Annotated in this window: 15 protein-coding genes; 5 read left to right on the top strand and 10 right to left on the bottom strand. The window is 50.3% G+C overall.

Annotated elements, in window-relative coordinates; translation table 11 throughout:
* Nucleotides 1–11: 11 nt before the first annotated feature.
* Nucleotides 12–608: a TetR/AcrR family transcriptional regulator gene (locus Q4579_RS12905; protein WP_303564787.1), complete on the bottom strand. Its 597-nt coding sequence runs from the start codon at nucleotides 606–608 to the stop codon at nucleotides 12–14.
* Nucleotides 609–774: 166 nt separating this feature from the next.
* A complete protein-coding gene (locus Q4579_RS12900; protein ID WP_303564785.1) occupies nucleotides 775–1,185 on the bottom strand; it encodes a TM2 domain-containing protein in 411 nt (136 codons plus the stop codon).
* Nucleotides 1,186–1,476: 291 nt separating this feature from the next.
* Between Q4579_RS12900 and Q4579_RS12895 the strand changes: the two genes are divergently transcribed.
* Together Q4579_RS12895 and Q4579_RS12890 are read left to right on the top strand one after the other, a co-directional pair.
* A complete protein-coding gene (locus Q4579_RS12895; protein WP_303564783.1) occupies nucleotides 1,477–2,340 on the top strand; it encodes a Tim44 domain-containing protein in 864 nt (287 codons plus the stop codon).
* Nucleotides 2,341–2,505: 165 nt separating this feature from the next.
* Nucleotides 2,506–2,751, top strand: coding sequence for a TIGR02647 family protein (locus Q4579_RS12890; RefSeq protein WP_303564781.1), 246 nt, complete (start codon nucleotides 2,506–2,508; stop codon nucleotides 2,749–2,751).
* On the opposite strand, the gene Q4579_RS12885 is transcribed toward Q4579_RS12890, so the two are convergent.
* Nucleotides 2,728–2,994, bottom strand: a complete 267-nt coding sequence (locus Q4579_RS12885) for a YkgJ family cysteine cluster protein (RefSeq protein WP_303564780.1) — start codon at nucleotides 2,992–2,994, stop codon at nucleotides 2,728–2,730. The genes Q4579_RS12890 and Q4579_RS12885 overlap by 24 nt on opposite strands.
* Nucleotides 2,995–3,240: 246 nt before the next feature.
* Here Q4579_RS12885 and Q4579_RS12880 point away from each other — a divergent pair, with 246 nt between their 5' ends.
* Nucleotides 3,241–3,678 (top strand): YcgN family cysteine cluster protein, encoded by a 438-nt coding sequence (locus Q4579_RS12880; RefSeq protein ID WP_303564778.1) that lies wholly within the window; start codon nucleotides 3,241–3,243, stop codon nucleotides 3,676–3,678.
* Here the strand turns inward: Q4579_RS12880 and Q4579_RS23070 are convergent.
* From Q4579_RS23070 to Q4579_RS12870, 3 genes are all read right to left on the bottom strand, one after another.
* Nucleotides 3,563–4,171, bottom strand: a complete 609-nt coding sequence (locus Q4579_RS23070) for an arsenate reductase ArsC (RefSeq protein WP_368501988.1) — start codon at nucleotides 4,169–4,171, stop codon at nucleotides 3,563–3,565. The two genes, Q4579_RS12880 and Q4579_RS23070, sit on opposite strands and share 116 nt — an antisense overlap.
* A gap of 80 nt (nucleotides 4,172–4,251) precedes the next feature.
* Nucleotides 4,252–5,202, bottom strand: a complete 951-nt coding sequence (gene dusC / locus Q4579_RS12875; protein WP_303564776.1) for a tRNA dihydrouridine(16) synthase DusC — start codon at nucleotides 5,200–5,202, stop codon at nucleotides 4,252–4,254.
* A 97-nt stretch (nucleotides 5,203–5,299) separates the two neighbouring features.
* A complete protein-coding gene (locus Q4579_RS12870; RefSeq protein WP_303564774.1) occupies nucleotides 5,300–6,001 on the bottom strand; it encodes an NAD(P)H-binding protein in 702 nt (233 codons plus the stop codon).
* A 136-nt stretch (nucleotides 6,002–6,137) separates the two neighbouring features.
* Between Q4579_RS12870 and Q4579_RS12865 the strand changes: the two genes are divergently transcribed.
* Complete coding sequence (locus Q4579_RS12865) at nucleotides 6,138–6,794, top strand: UPF0149 family protein (RefSeq protein WP_303564772.1); 657 nt, start codon at nucleotides 6,138–6,140, stop codon at nucleotides 6,792–6,794.
* Between the two features lie 48 nt (nucleotides 6,795–6,842).
* Here the strand turns inward: Q4579_RS12865 and dsbB are convergent, their stop codons facing one another.
* Both dsbB and nhaB read right to left on the bottom strand, forming a co-directional pair.
* Nucleotides 6,843–7,373 carry a disulfide bond formation protein DsbB gene (dsbB, locus tag Q4579_RS12860; RefSeq protein ID WP_303564770.1) on the bottom strand — a complete coding sequence of 177 codons (531 nt, stop codon included), beginning with the start codon at nucleotides 7,371–7,373 and terminating at the stop codon, nucleotides 6,843–6,845.
* A 153-nt stretch (nucleotides 7,374–7,526) separates the two neighbouring features.
* Complete coding sequence (gene nhaB, locus Q4579_RS12855) at nucleotides 7,527–9,116, bottom strand: Na(+)/H(+) antiporter NhaB (RefSeq protein ID WP_303564769.1); 1,590 nt, start codon at nucleotides 9,114–9,116, stop codon at nucleotides 7,527–7,529.
* Between the two features lie 438 nt (nucleotides 9,117–9,554).
* Between nhaB and fadR the strand changes: the two genes are divergently transcribed.
* Nucleotides 9,555–10,406, top strand: coding sequence for a fatty acid metabolism transcriptional regulator FadR (gene fadR, locus Q4579_RS12850; protein ID WP_211647464.1), 852 nt, complete (start codon nucleotides 9,555–9,557; stop codon nucleotides 10,404–10,406).
* A 104-nt stretch (nucleotides 10,407–10,510) separates the two neighbouring features.
* Here fadR and Q4579_RS12845 read toward each other — a convergent pair whose 3' ends face one another.
* Complete coding sequence (locus Q4579_RS12845) at nucleotides 10,511–12,043, bottom strand: SpoVR family protein (RefSeq protein WP_303564768.1); 1,533 nt, start codon at nucleotides 12,041–12,043, stop codon at nucleotides 10,511–10,513.
* Between the two features lie 87 nt (nucleotides 12,044–12,130).
* Complete coding sequence (locus Q4579_RS12840) at nucleotides 12,131–13,402, bottom strand: YeaH/YhbH family protein (RefSeq protein ID WP_303564766.1); 1,272 nt, start codon at nucleotides 13,400–13,402, stop codon at nucleotides 12,131–12,133.
* Nucleotides 13,403–13,423: the final 21 nt, after the last annotated feature.

The following is a 13,423-nucleotide window of genomic DNA, read 5'->3' as shown; positions in this document are numbered from 1 at the left end:
GAAATTCCTCTTTAGACTTGCCAGACACTGAGATAGGTGTCGAGCAGGTTATCAATCAGTGCTTTGCCATCCACAGGGGATGACGTGAACAGTTTATCGTCAACGGTCAGCAGTGTGATACCGTGGACTCCGGCCCACAGGACCCGGCTGGCTTCCGTGACGGCTTTTTCCGACTGATCAGGAATCAATTGACGAATCAGCCCTTCCAGCATGCTGGTCATGCTATTGATACGTTCGCTTTGCCAGTCGGGCAGTTCTTCCCCATTCATGGTGTGCTGAAAAATGAGTTGCCAGCGATACGGATGGGCTGAGGCAAAATTCAGATAGCAATATGCCAGCTTGCGCAGGGCATCTTTGGTTGAATTTGCTTTTTGCATTTCTTTTTCAGCTTCGGCAAAAAGCTCATCCAGTGTTTGAGCGACCGAATGGAGAAGCAGCAGGTTGTAATTGCCGAATACGTTGACTAAAGTGCTGGGCACGTAGCCGATCATTGCTGCGATTTTTCTTAAACTCAGCTCGTGATGCGGATGTTCACTCAGGAATTTTTTGACTTGCTCCAGCGTCATGCTGATCAGTTCTTCCCGTGTGTGGTCGTTTCGTCTTGCCATGATCTTCCCTACATGGTACTTGGTTTGGTATTCATTAAAGGCCAGTCTGTGATGACAACCGTCAGCTGAATGACTTCATGTGTTCAAAGTAAGTATAGAATATAGAACAGTGTTCAATATTCTAGGGGTTACAAATATTCTTCGTCAAGGCCGGGGTTCAAGGCGATTATCCGTTTCTTTTCGAATTCTCGACGGAGACCTGTTCATTGAGCGTCCAAAAGTCGATGAGGACGCCGATGAGGAAAAAGCCAAACGTCAGTAGATAGAGGATGCCGGTCAGCCATTTCCCCATATACATTCGGTGGACACCGAAGACACCCAAAAAAGTCAGCAGCAGCCAGGCAATGTTGAAATCCAGTGTGCCGCTTTGAAAGCGTAAATCGGCTTCTTTATCCATACCCGGAATGAGGAACAGGTCAATCAGCCAGCCGATGCCCAGTAACCCAAGGGTCAGAAACCAGAGGGTACCTGTGACTGGTTTGCCGTAATAAAAGCGGTGTGCGCCGGTAAACCCAAAAATCCAAAGTAAATACCCAATCAGTTTACTATGGGTGTTCTGATGCATTCTCTCTTGCATGCCGGATGCCTCGTTGATGCCATTGATGAGAAAGTTCCCTGCTAATACTAGGTGTGAATGAGCCAGAGGAACAAGCCATTTCATTTACTTAGCCGTAGAAGATCGCATTGTTTGATAGGTACGGCAAGCTTGCGGGGAACAAAGTGGCTCAGAGAGCGATGCTGAAATCAACAGCCCTGCTAAATTTGGTAACAATTTGGTCAAGTGATGTGGATTGACTTTACAAGCCCCCCGGCTAGGATGCATAAGAACGGGTAAATCACGCATTAAAAAGGCAAAGGTAAAGGATTCATGAAACGCTTTATCACCATGTTTGCGCTGTTGATTGCAGTATCATTTACTGCTCCTCACGCAGAAGCGAAAAAATTTGGCGGCAGCAAGTCGCTGGGTAAAAGTTACAAAACGGCGCCGGCTCAGAAACAGCAGCCGCAGCAAACAGATACAATCGGCAAGCAAACGCCAGCGTCTTCCTCGTCTAAAAAAGGACTGATGGGCGGCTTATTGGGTGGTTTGCTGGCGGGTGGCCTGCTGGCAGCATTCTTCGGTGGCGCATTTGAAGGGATCCAGTTTATGGATATCCTGATCTTTGGTCTGATTGCGTTCCTGATTTTCAAGTTCCTGAAAGGAATGCGCAAGGCAAAGCCAACAGCGATGGGGCATCAGCAGGCGTATGCGGGGGATTCTCCGCAGCAGAACGGTCAGTTCCGTCAGCAGGCTGAGGGTTTCCAGAGCGGCGCGACAGCGCAACCTCAATATCAGTCAACAGACAGCGATGTTCCGTTTAACCTGCCGCCAGGGTTTGAGATGAGCGCATTCCTGAACGGTGCCCGAGAGCATTACCGTACATTGCAAGGCGCATGGAACCACAATGAACTGGAAACGATTCGTGAATATGTGAGTCCGGCGCTGTTTGATGACCTGAAAGCAGAGCGTGCGAAACTGAGCGGTGAGCAGCACACTGAAGTCATGTTTGTGGATGCTGACTTGGTTCGTGCGGACTACGATGCAAACACAGCGCATCTGAGCGTGAAGTTCTCTGGTCGTTATCAGGATCGTCAGGAAGGTGTTGAAGAAGAGATTACTGATATCTGGCACCTGGAGCGCGACCTGACCGCGCCGAATGCACCTTGGTTAATTGTGGGCATTCAGGCTTAATCGCACTCACGAGACGGTGAACAAAGAACCGCTGATGCCGAATCTGGTTTCAGCGGTTTTTTATCGCAAAAACAAAAGAATCGCTGATTTTTTTGATCGATCCCCCTGTGTTCTGCGCCGCCGCTCACTATGATTGAAGAATATCAATGAAGAAGAGAGGTTTCTATGGCATTCACCCCTGAATTGATTCAAGAACTTGACCTGTTGGTTAAGTTTCCCATGCACAGTGACATGGAGGGCATTAAAGTTCATCAGGATGCTGGCACCGCCATGATCTCTGCCGCCCAGCGGTTGTATGAGAAGGGATTGGTCACTCAGCCAGACGGTGGCTATCTGACGCATTCAGGGCATCAGGCACTGGAACATGCGAAATCTGCGATTCGGATTTTATCCGGTAAAATGGACGTCTGAAATCTGTTCAAGCTCTGTCAGGTTTGACAGGGCTTGCGCGTTCGTTTTCCCGCAAAGGTCCGGGCAGGGTTTGAACTGATGGCAAACGGCGGGTCTTTCGGTTTTACCGAAAAGTTTGCAGAGGTTGTTTTCATTGAGTTGAATGCATCGAACACCAGCGGGTTTGCCATTCGGCATGCCCGGAATGGGCGAAGAAATACTCGGGGCAATACAACAGGCGCCACACCCTAAACGACAATCCATCACGACCTTCTATACTTCAGTATGCATGTGAGAGCCTGCGTTCGGAGAACAGCCTGCTCAATTGGCGGTGCAAACTATCATTCCGGGCGGCAGGGATCAATGCTCAAACTGTCTTTCTCAGCGTATTCGCCAATCAATTTCCGGTCAAAGGTTGCACTTTGGTCGGCAGACAGTTATAAAACCGCCTCTTTTTTCTTCCGGGGAGTGTGCCCCCGAAGGCGTGATGAATTCCAGCAGTAGGGCAGAGTGATGACGGCATTTTGGCAAGAGAAAGACCTGACAGCGATGACAGACTCGGAATGGGAGTCCCTGTGTGATGGCTGCGGTAAATGCTGCCTGCACAAGCTGATTGATGACGACACGGATGAAATCTATTACACCAACGTAGCCTGCAGTCTGCTTGATGATCAAACCTGCTCCTGCAAAGATTACCCGAATCGTTTCGAGTCCGGCGAAGAATGCCTGAAACTCACCCGCGAGCGCATTGATGAATTCAGCTGGCTGCCGGATACCTGCGCTTACCGCCTGCTGGCTGAAGGCAAGCCGTTACCGGAATGGCACCCGTTAATCACTGGCTCCAAAGCAGCCATGCACGCCGCCAATCAGTCAGTCCGCGATAAAGTGGTGTATGAAATCGACGTGATTGATTGGGAAGATCACATTCTAAATCATCCCAATCGGTAACTGCGCAATGCCCCTTAAACTCTGCCCCCCAAGGTTTCCTGACTGAGTTTTTGTTTGATCTCATTCGGGTCATGGTGTCGAGGGGGAGCCGGATCATTGTATCGATATGATGTTTCAGGAGCTGGGTTGTTTCTTCACAGGCTTTTTCCTGTTCCTGAGGGTTGCAGCTGACTGCCAAAGGGTTCGGTAAATCCCAGTTGATTCGGACGCCGCCGCCCAGCCAGTTCGGGCAGGGTTCGTGGTGTAGGGTATCGCAAACGGAAATGATGATATCCGGATGAAAGCGGGTCATTTCTTCCCATGATTTACTGCGGAAATCATCGGGATTCAAATTCATTTGTTTTAGGTAGGTCCTGATTTCCGGTGAAATGTTACCTGTGGGATCGGTGCCTGCGCTGGCGACTTCAAAACGGGCAGGTAAAAAGCGCCTCGCCACAGCTTCAGCCAGGATGCTTCTGCACGCATTATGGCGACAAATAAGCAGTACTTTCATGGCTTCACAAATCCTCTGCGGGCCGTCCTTTCGTTAAAAATAGACTAAATCAGGCCCGTGAATTTTTGTGACAGCGGCAATTAACGGATCAGTGCATCCTGAGCGGATTTTAAGACATCAACAATGGGAGCTGCGCGGTTATGGCGGCGGATGTCGGCAAACAGATCTTTTGCCTGCGGGTACTCATGGCGCAGGTAGGCAAACCACTGTTTCACCCGGTTCGGGTAGTACAGGCCTTTGTCGCCTTTGATTTCGTACTCCGAGTATTTCAGCAGCAGTGTGAGTACATCTTCCCAGATCATATGGGTGTGATTATATTTGACGACATTACCCAGATTTGGAAGATTCAGTGCGCCCCGGCAGACCATCAGCGCATCCGCTTGTGTGGCAGCCATGCACGCCAGCCCATCCTGATGATTCCAGACTTCGCCATTGGCAACCACTGAAATGGCGGCCTTGGTTTTCACCTGTCGAATGTAATCCCATTTGATGGCTTCTGCTTTGTAGCCATCGGCTTTGGTACGGGCGTGAATCGTCACTTCATCAGCTTTCGCGCTGGTAACGGCATCGACAATTTCAAAACAGTGGGCCGGATCATCCCAGCCTAACCGGACTTTAGCGGTCACCGGCAGACGTGGATCGACGGCTTCGCGCACACTTTTTACGATCTGGTACATGAGCTCAGGCTCTTGCAGCAACACGGCGCCCCCGCGGCTTTTATTGACCGATTTTGCCGGACAGCCGAAGTTGATATCAATGCCCGGCGATCCTAAAGATGCCGCCAGATCAGCATTTTCGGCCATCCATTCAGGTTCCTGCCCCAGTAACTGAACGCGTACAGGCGTGCCTGCTTTGGTTGTCCCGCCCTGTAATAACTCCGGGCAAAGGCGATGGAAGACACTTTTGGGCAAACGTTGATCGATGACGCGCACAAATTCGGTCACGCACAGATCATAGTCGTTGATATCGGTCAGCATTTCCCGCATCAGGTGGTCAAGGACACCTTCCATCGGGCCAAGTATCAGTCTCATAGCCTCAGAGCACAGCAGTCATTTCAAAGAGGCGTGGATTGTAATGTGGAAAGGGACAATTGTCACCCGATGCGCGAAACCGGCTTCAAGCCGGAGGTCAGGATTCGTGCTGTGCGCCGCCAAAGGGCGGGCGTCTGAGTGCATTGCTGCGAATCATCCGGGCCTTCTCCGGGGCTGTGTTGAGTGACTCAATTCCCAGCCGGAGCATCGCTGCTGCGACATCTTCAGCAGCAATCGGAGTCAGTGAGGACAATGGACCCAATAAGAGGGGAGAAAGTGTGTCCAGAATTTTCAGTACCATTTCTTCACCGGGCCGGGGTGGTGTGCGTTCACCGGTCAGTGGTCCGGGGCGCACGATAATACAGTGTGGGAACCCTAACGCAGCGACGGCCTGTTCCATTTCGGCTTTACAGCGCAGATAGAAAGAGGGAGAAAAGCGGCTGGCACCCAGGCTGGATATCACCACCAGAGTCTCAACACCAAGTTGGCGCATACTGCGCGCGACGGATTTGACCAGGTCAATATCAACGGCCCGCAGCCCATCTTTACTGCCGGCACTTTTCAGGGTTGTCCCTAAGCAAATCAGCCCAAGCTGCGGGACCGGATCCTGATCGTCCCATTCTGTAATTCTGAGTTCCGGGTGAACCAGCTGAATCAGATGTTTACTGCGATAAGGTAAGGCGGAACGTGACAAGGCATAGACGTTGCCGATCGTTTCACTGCCCAGCAGTAGGTGTAAGAGTTCATTGCCGACCAGTCCGGTGGCCCCGGCAATGATAGCGCTGATGGGGTGTGACATCCCGGTTACTCATTTTAAAAAAGTGTCCGTGTATTTTTGCGCTGATTCGACTGAAAATTCAACATAAAATCGTCACGTTGGCGACATTTTTGGGATGCGTTATACTCGCCGCGATACCAAAAGACAGGAAAAGACCATGACCACACTGATCGCCCTTTCTCCGGACTGGGAAGGAATGCCGCCTGAATTTATCGAAGGTGCATTACTGGCAGCCAATGCAAACCCCAGTGCTATGGAACCGGAGCAATGGTTACCGGTTCTGATGCATGGCGGTGTGTCGGAAGATGAACCGACGTCTGTCAGTCATGAAAACAAAGCCGCGATACTGTCGCATTTTGAAAATCAGTATCTGCACATCAAAGCTGGCGAATACAGCTTGCCTGAGACCTTACAGTGGCAGGATGCTGAAGGCGTCACGGAAGCGATGGGACACTTTGCGGAAGGGTTTCTGGCCGTATGGCCATATGTAGAGCCAAATTGGGCTGAACGGAACATGTCTGATGGCACGGCGCGGATGCTGTCAGCTTTGCTGACGACGTGCATGCTGATGATGGATGAGGCGGATACGCTGGCGCAGATGCAGGAAGCGGGGATTGAAGGGATGCCTGAGCCCGAGGCCATGTATGCCAGCCTGCCGCTGATGATCACCGAAGTAGTCATGGCTGCCGATGAGCTTCAGCAGGGGGGCAGTGCGGCGCAGTCGGTCAATCCTTACAAATCAGTCGGCCGGAATGATCCATGCCCGTGCGGTAGCGGCAAAAAGTTTAAGCAGTGTTGCGGCAGTCATCAGTAATCAGGCAGGAGGCATCAAGCCTCCTGTTGTTTCATCGCGGATGCTGAATCAGTTGTGAGAGTGTAATTGAGCGCCGGTTTTGACAAACTGAGACAGTACAATCACGGCCCAGGCAATCAGATTGGCGGCAAAAATAATCACCAGCCACTGCGGCATCGACTGGCCCAAGAATTGCCAGACCACTTTGCTGCAATCCCCATAGGCTTCAAATAACCATGGTATCCACTGATTCAGCGGTGCCCAGGAAGGCAATTGTACAAACAGATCGCAGGTCGCAAAGGGAGAAGGATTAAACTGATAACCGACATGCTCCTGAGCCAGCGAAAATCCACGCCAGGCACTGTATCCCCAAATGGCCAGACCCGCCCAGCGAAACACCGGTTTGTCTGGTGCAATCACACCCACTAGCGCAGCAATCCCGATGCCAAACATCGCAATGCGTTCATAAATACACATCACACAAGGCGCAAGGTTCATGGCGTGCTGAAAGAACAGTGCACACCCTTCAAAGAAGATGACAAATAGCAGTAACAGGAGCCAGGACAGGCGTCGCTGGCTGAAGGTTTTTAACAGTTGCATGTATGTCTCTCGTCTGTGTTCCCCTTCGAATCCAGGCAAACAGCACGGATTTAGGGAATAAAAAGCAAAAGGGTTGCTTGCGCAATGGCAAACAACCCTTGTTTCTCAGTAATTTGCTTTAGCTATGACAACGTAGAGAACCAGAAATTCCCTTTAGTGTCCAGCAGCAGGCGCCAATTGTGGAATCACCTCACTGGCTGCGGTAAGCCAGCCCTGCTGGTACATCCAGTCTGTCATGGGCACCAGCGTCAGTTCAATCCCCGCCAGACCAATCAGAGACAGTACCAGCGTATACGGCAGGGCCATATACACCATGCGACCGTAAGATAAACGAATCAGCGGTGCCAGTGCGGACGTCAGCGCGAAAAGGAATGCTGCCTGACCGTTCGGCGTGGCGACGGATGGCAGGTTGGTTCCTGTATTGATGGCGACTGCCAGCATATCGAAACGCTCGCGATCCAGCATGCCGTCGATCAGCGCAGATTTGACCTCGTTGATGTATACCGTGCCAACGAAGACGTTATCCGACACCATGGAAAGCAGGCCATTCGCGATGTAGAACATGCCCATCTGCGAACTGCCATCCATTTCCAGGACAGCGGTAATGATCGGGCTGAATAGCTTCTGCTCGATAATGACGGCAACGATGGAGAAAAATACGGCCAGCAGTGCGGTAAAGGGCAGGGCTTCCTCAAAGGCTTTTCCGAGTGAATGCTCTTCGATGATGCCGGTAAATGCGGTGGCCAGAATGATCACGGTCAGACCGATCAGGCCAACAGCAGCAAGGTGCAGGGCCAGACCCACAATCAGCCAGACAGCGATGATGACCTGAATCCAGAGTTTGGCCACATCCAGATTGGTGCGACGTTTGCGTTCTTCGTTGTCGAAATCAATCAGAATCTTACGGACATTTTCCGGCAGCTTCGCGCCGTAGCCACAGATGCCAAATTTCTCAACCAGCACACAGGTCAGCATGCCGCAAAAGAATACCGGAATGGTCACCGGCGCCATGCGCAGGAAGAACTCACCAAACTGCCAGCCAGCCTGATTGGCAATGATCAGGTTCTGCGGTTCGCCAACCATGGTCATCACACCACCCAGTGCGGTTCCCACACCGGCATGCATCAGCAGGCTTCGCAGGAAGGCACGGTAGTTTTCCAGATCGTCGCGGCTCAGTTCATGAATATCATGGTCTGACGTATGGTCATGCGCTGCATGCGGCTCCTGACCGGACGCGACTTTATGATAGATACTGTAGAAACCCGTGGTCACGCTGATCACGACAGCAATCACGGTCAATGCATCCAGAAATGCCGACAGGAATGCAGCCATAATACAGAAAGACAGGGACAACAGAACCTTAGAACGGATACCGATCAGGATCTTGGTGAAAATGAACAGCAGCAGCTGCTTCATAAAGTAGATACCAGCCACCATGAAGATCAGCAGCAGTAACACTTCAATGTTTGCCACCAATTCATGCTTGACCAGTTCTGGTGTGGTCATCCCGATGGCAACTGCCTCAATTGCCAGCAGACCGCCGGGTTGCAGCGGGTAGCACTTCAGGGCCATCGCCAGTGTGAAGATAAATTCCACCACCAACAACCACCCGGCGACAAAAGGGTCAATCAAAAAGAAGACGATCGGGTTGATCACCAGGAAGGCGATGATGGTGAGCTTATACCAGTCGGGCGCTTTGCCCAGAAAGTTTTTAATAAACGCGTTCCCTAGCGTGATAGCCATGTTGTTAATCTCTTGTTATTTATTGATGCCATCCTCAGCACGCAAAAAATCAGCCTGAACGACACATCGTTTGGCTGTAGCGTATTGAATTTGATAGCAGGCCGCTTCCATTCAAGGCTGTCTATTTGATAGGCTGCCTTTGTGTTATTGGCCGCAATTTTAACTGATTGTATAAATTGATTGTTAAGCTGTTAATATTTCGTAACACAAAATTATGGCATTGACGCAAGCGTTCAACTACCAAGGTTTAGATTGTAACAGAAATATTTTGAAATATATTCGTTAGAACAATAAGTTGGGATGCGGCTCTGAAAGCAGCAGAATCCTCCGTTGTTAACCAGCTTCAAATCTGCTGGTGGCAACGTTTCTTCTCGGCCATAACTAGTGGTATGATGAGTTAATAAAAGATAGCAAGAAGCAAGATTGGAAATCTAACTGATGGTTATAAAGGCTGACAGCCCAGCAACGTTTGCTGAAAAATACATCATTGAGAGCATTTGGAATAATCATTTCCCGCAGGGGTCAATTCTGCCTGCTGAACGTGAGTTATCCGAGCTGATTGGTGTAACGCGCACAACTTTACGCGAAGTGCTTCAGCGCTTGGCTCGAGACGGGTGGCTGACAATTCAGCACGGTAAACCCACCCGTGTGAACAATTATATGGATACATCCGGACTGAGTATTCTGGATACGCTGATTACGCTGGACGGCCAGGATGTACAACGTGTTCTGGAAGATCTGCTTTCGGCAAGAACCGATATCAGTAGCGTGTATATGCGCTATGCGGTGAAGTCAAACAGTGAGAAAGTCAGTCAGTTACTGGATTATGTGATTCATTCCTGTGAACACCTGCTGGCTGCAGAGAGCTTCGAATCTTTCGTAGAAAGCAGCGATACAAAAGCTGAGTTACTGCTGGAAGTGAGAAAGATCGTCGATAAATACGGCAAAGATGATCCGGAACTCTGTGAGCAAATCTGCCGGGCGCGTGCGTTTAACTATTTTGATTACCGCATGTTCCAGGGTATGGCGACACACTCAGGAAACATCCTGTATGTACTGACCATCAACGGCCTGCGTAAGATTTACACCCGGGTTGGCGGTTACTATTTTATGAACCGTGAAGCCTGCGAGCTGGCACTGAGTTACTACCGTGATCTGAAAGCTTTCTGTGATAACCATCAGCCTGAGCTGGTGGCAGATCGGATTCGCAAATATGGCCGTGACAGCGGTGCGATTTGGTACAGTAATCGGGTAGAAATCGCTCGCTTTTTGCACGAAGAAGAGCAGTAAATTCGGGCTCGAGAAGAATTTGCAAAAAACTGACATGGGTCAGCACCCAACAGAAAAGAGAGGCAATTGCCTCTCTTTTTTTATCAGTCGAACATAGAACAGGGTCAGATATCAGCGGTGTAGCTGCTTCCCCGGACGGGGCAGGCCGCCAGAATATGACTTCTGCCATCGCTGAGCTCTTCTTCCAGAATGACGTCAAATCCCCACAGTCGATGCAGATGCTTCAGCACCTCGTTATAGCTGTCTGCCAGCGGGATACGATTGTGCGGTACATAACGCAGGGTCAGTGAACGGTCGCCCCGCAGCGCGACGTTCCAGACCTGAATGTTCGGCTCATTATTGCTCAGGTTGTACTGTGACGAGAGCTTTTCACGAATGGCCCGGTATCCTTCTTCATTATGAATGGCATCAACTTCGACATAGTTATTTCTGTCATCATCATCGACAGCAAAAAACTTGAAGTCCCGCATGAGTTTCGGAGATAAAAACTGACTGATAAAGCTTTCATCTTTGAAGTTTTCCATGGCGAAATGCAAGGTATCCAGCCAGTTTTTCCCGGCGATGTCCGGGAACCAGTATCTGTCTTCATCGGTTGGGTTTTCACAAATGCGCCGGATGTCCTGGAACATGGCAAATCCCAGTGCATACGGGTTAATCCCGTTGTAATACGGGCTGTTGTAACTTGGCTGGGCAACCACATTGGTGTGGCTGTGCAGGAATTCGATCATAAACCGGTCTGTGACCAGTCCTTCATCGTACAGATGATTCAGGATGGTGTAGTGCCAGAAGGTGGCCCAGCCTTCATTCATTACCTGAGTTTGCTTTTGCGGATAGAAATACTGGCTGACTTTTCTCACAATCCGGACAATTTCACGCTGCCATGGCTCCAGTAGCGGGGCATGTTTTTCGATGAAATACAGAATATTTTCCTGCGGATCCGAAGGAAAACGGATTTCTTCATGCTCATGGTCTTTTTCTGCATGGGTCGGGATGGTTCGCCAGAGGGCATTGACCTGAGTCTGAAGATAATCTTCCCGGGCTTTCTGCCGGGCTTTTTCGACAGCCAGTGAAATCTTCTGGGGTCGTTTATACCGATCCACACCATAATTCATCAGTGCATGGCATGAGTCGAGTAATTTCTCGACGTTTTCTTCACCATACTTTTCTTCACACTCGGTGATGTATTTTCGTGCGAAGAGGAGGTAATCAATAATGGAGCCTGCGTCTGTCCAGGTTTTGAACAGATAATTACCTTTGAAAAATGAATTGTGCCCATAACTGGCGTGCGCCATCACCAGGGCTTGCATGGTAATGGTGTTTTCTTCCATCAGATAGGCAATACAAGGCTCGGAGTTAATGACAATTTCATAGGCCAGCCCCATCTGACCGTGCTTATAACCGCGCTCCGTTTCAATGAAACGTTTCCCGAAAGACCAGTGATGATAGTTAATCGGCATCCCAATACTGGAATACGCGTCCATCATTTGTTCGGCAGTAATGATCTCAATCTGATTCTGATAAGTATCCAGACGATAATGATTGGCCACCCGCTTGATTTCTTTGTGGTAATCTTCAAGCAGTTCGAATGTCCAGTCCGGACCATCACTGAGTGCCTTTTGTTTGGTGTCTGTTACCATAACCTACTCCCACATCGGCCAATTCGCTCAGTCCCTGAGTGTCTGCAAAGCGGGCGAGGTTGCATGTCGCCCGTTTCAGTTCTCGGATTAATGGACTTGTTTCTTAAACAGCTCCCGGAAGACCGGGAAGATGTCATCCACGCCCCGAATATTCTGCATGGCGAAGTTGTCATGACCTCCCAGCAGCGATTCGTATTCCCGCCACAGTGTCTGGTGTGCTCTGCGGGTAATTTCGATATAAGCGTAGTAACGAGACACCGGAAGAATATGCTTGTTCAGCAATTCACGACAACCCGGTGAGTCATCAGCCCAGTTATCCCCATCCGATGCTTGTGCAGCATAGATGTTCCATTCCGAAGGCGAGTAACGTTTTTTCACGATTTCATCCATCAGGCGGAGGGCGCTGGATACAATGGTGCCCCCGGTTTCCTGTGAATAGAAAAATTCGTGTTCATCAACTTCTTTCGCCTGCGTGTGGTGTCGGATAAACACCACTTCCACATTTTTATAGGTTCGGGTCAGGAACAGATAAAGCAGAATGTAGAATCGTTTCGCCATATCCTTCGTCGCCTGATCCATGGAGCCGGAGACGTCCATCAGGCAGAACATCACAGCCTGGCTGCTGGGCATCGGACGGCGTTCGTAGTTTTTGTACCTCAGGTCAAAGGTGTCAATAAAAGGCACACTGCTGATGCGCTCACGCAAGGTCTGAATTTCTTCTTTGACCCGCTGCTCATCAAAAGGCTGTGCTGGTTCTGTACTTTGTAACCGATCCAGTTCCTGCTCCAGTTCACGAAGTTGGCGACGTTTGCCTGCGGTCATTGCGGTACGGCGTGCCAGTGAATTCTGCAAGGATTTCACAATGGCAATATTGGCCGGAACACCACTGGACTTATAGCCAGACCGGAACGTTTTCCACTCCACAATCTTGTTGAACTGGTTTTTCTTCAGATTCGGTAATTCCAGATCTTCAAACAGCAGATCGAGGTACTCGTCTTTGGAAATCTGGAACACAAAATCATCCTGACCTTCCCCGTCGGGGCTGGCCTGGCCTTCTCCCGAGCCCCCTGAACCAGCGCCCCCCTGGGGCCGCTCAATGCGGTCGCCAGGGCTGAACTGATCATTGCCGGGGTGCACGATTTCCCTGTGCCCACCACGTCCCTGATGGAAAGCTGGTTCACGGATGTCGCGCGAAGGGATTGAAATACTCTCGCCGCTATCGACATCCGTGATGGAGCGCTTATTTACTGCATCAGCAATCGAGTCTTTGATCTGTTGCTTGTGCCGGCGTAAAAAGCGCTGCCGATTCACCGTACTCTTATTTTTACCGTTGAGCCTGCGGTCGATAAAATGCGCCATAAGCTCTCCCCCTTAATCATC

The organism is Photobacterium sp. 1_MG-2023, from assembly GCF_030547945.1.
Taxonomy (GTDB): Bacteria; Pseudomonadota; Gammaproteobacteria; order Enterobacterales; family Vibrionaceae; genus Photobacterium.
The sequence above is the reverse complement of the archived record's forward strand: the minus strand, read 5'-3'. Positions and strand labels throughout refer to the sequence as shown.

What these genes read in the sequence shown, in the direction of transcription:
- Q4579_RS12905 (WP_303564787.1), bottom strand. Translation starts at nt 608, where the DNA reads ATGGCAAGACGAAACGACCACACACGGGAAGAACTGATCAGCATGACG.
- Q4579_RS12900 (WP_303564785.1), bottom strand. Translation starts at nt 1,185, where the DNA reads ATGCAAGAGAGAATGCATCAGAACACCCATAGTAAACTGATTGGGTAT.
- Q4579_RS12895 (WP_303564783.1), top strand. Translation starts at nt 1,477, where the DNA reads ATGAAACGCTTTATCACCATGTTTGCGCTGTTGATTGCAGTATCATTT.
- Q4579_RS12890 (WP_303564781.1), top strand. Translation starts at nt 2,506, where the DNA reads ATGGCATTCACCCCTGAATTGATTCAAGAACTTGACCTGTTGGTTAAG.
- Q4579_RS12885 (WP_303564780.1), bottom strand. Translation starts at nt 2,994, where the DNA reads ATGGATTGTCGTTTAGGGTGTGGCGCCTGTTGTATTGCCCCGAGTATT.
- Q4579_RS23070 (WP_368501988.1), bottom strand. Translation starts at nt 4,171, where the DNA reads ATGAAAGTACTGCTTATTTGTCGCCATAATGCGTGCAGAAGCATCCTG.
- dusC (WP_303564776.1), bottom strand. Translation starts at nt 5,202, where the DNA reads ATGAGACTGATACTTGGCCCGATGGAAGGTGTCCTTGACCACCTGATG.
- Q4579_RS12870 (WP_303564774.1), bottom strand. Translation starts at nt 6,001, where the DNA reads ATGTCACACCCCATCAGCGCTATCATTGCCGGGGCCACCGGACTGGTC.
- Q4579_RS12865 (WP_303564772.1), top strand. Translation starts at nt 6,138, where the DNA reads ATGACCACACTGATCGCCCTTTCTCCGGACTGGGAAGGAATGCCGCCT.
- dsbB (WP_303564770.1), bottom strand. Translation starts at nt 7,373, where the DNA reads ATGCAACTGTTAAAAACCTTCAGCCAGCGACGCCTGTCCTGGCTCCTG.
- nhaB (WP_303564769.1), bottom strand. Translation starts at nt 9,116, where the DNA reads ATGGCTATCACGCTAGGGAACGCGTTTATTAAAAACTTTCTGGGCAAA.
- fadR (WP_211647464.1), top strand. Translation starts at nt 9,555, where the DNA reads ATGGTTATAAAGGCTGACAGCCCAGCAACGTTTGCTGAAAAATACATC.
- Q4579_RS12845 (WP_303564768.1), bottom strand. Translation starts at nt 12,043, where the DNA reads ATGGTAACAGACACCAAACAAAAGGCACTCAGTGATGGTCCGGACTGG.
- Q4579_RS12840 (WP_303564766.1), bottom strand. Translation starts at nt 13,402, where the DNA reads ATGGCGCATTTTATCGACCGCAGGCTCAACGGTAAAAATAAGAGTACG.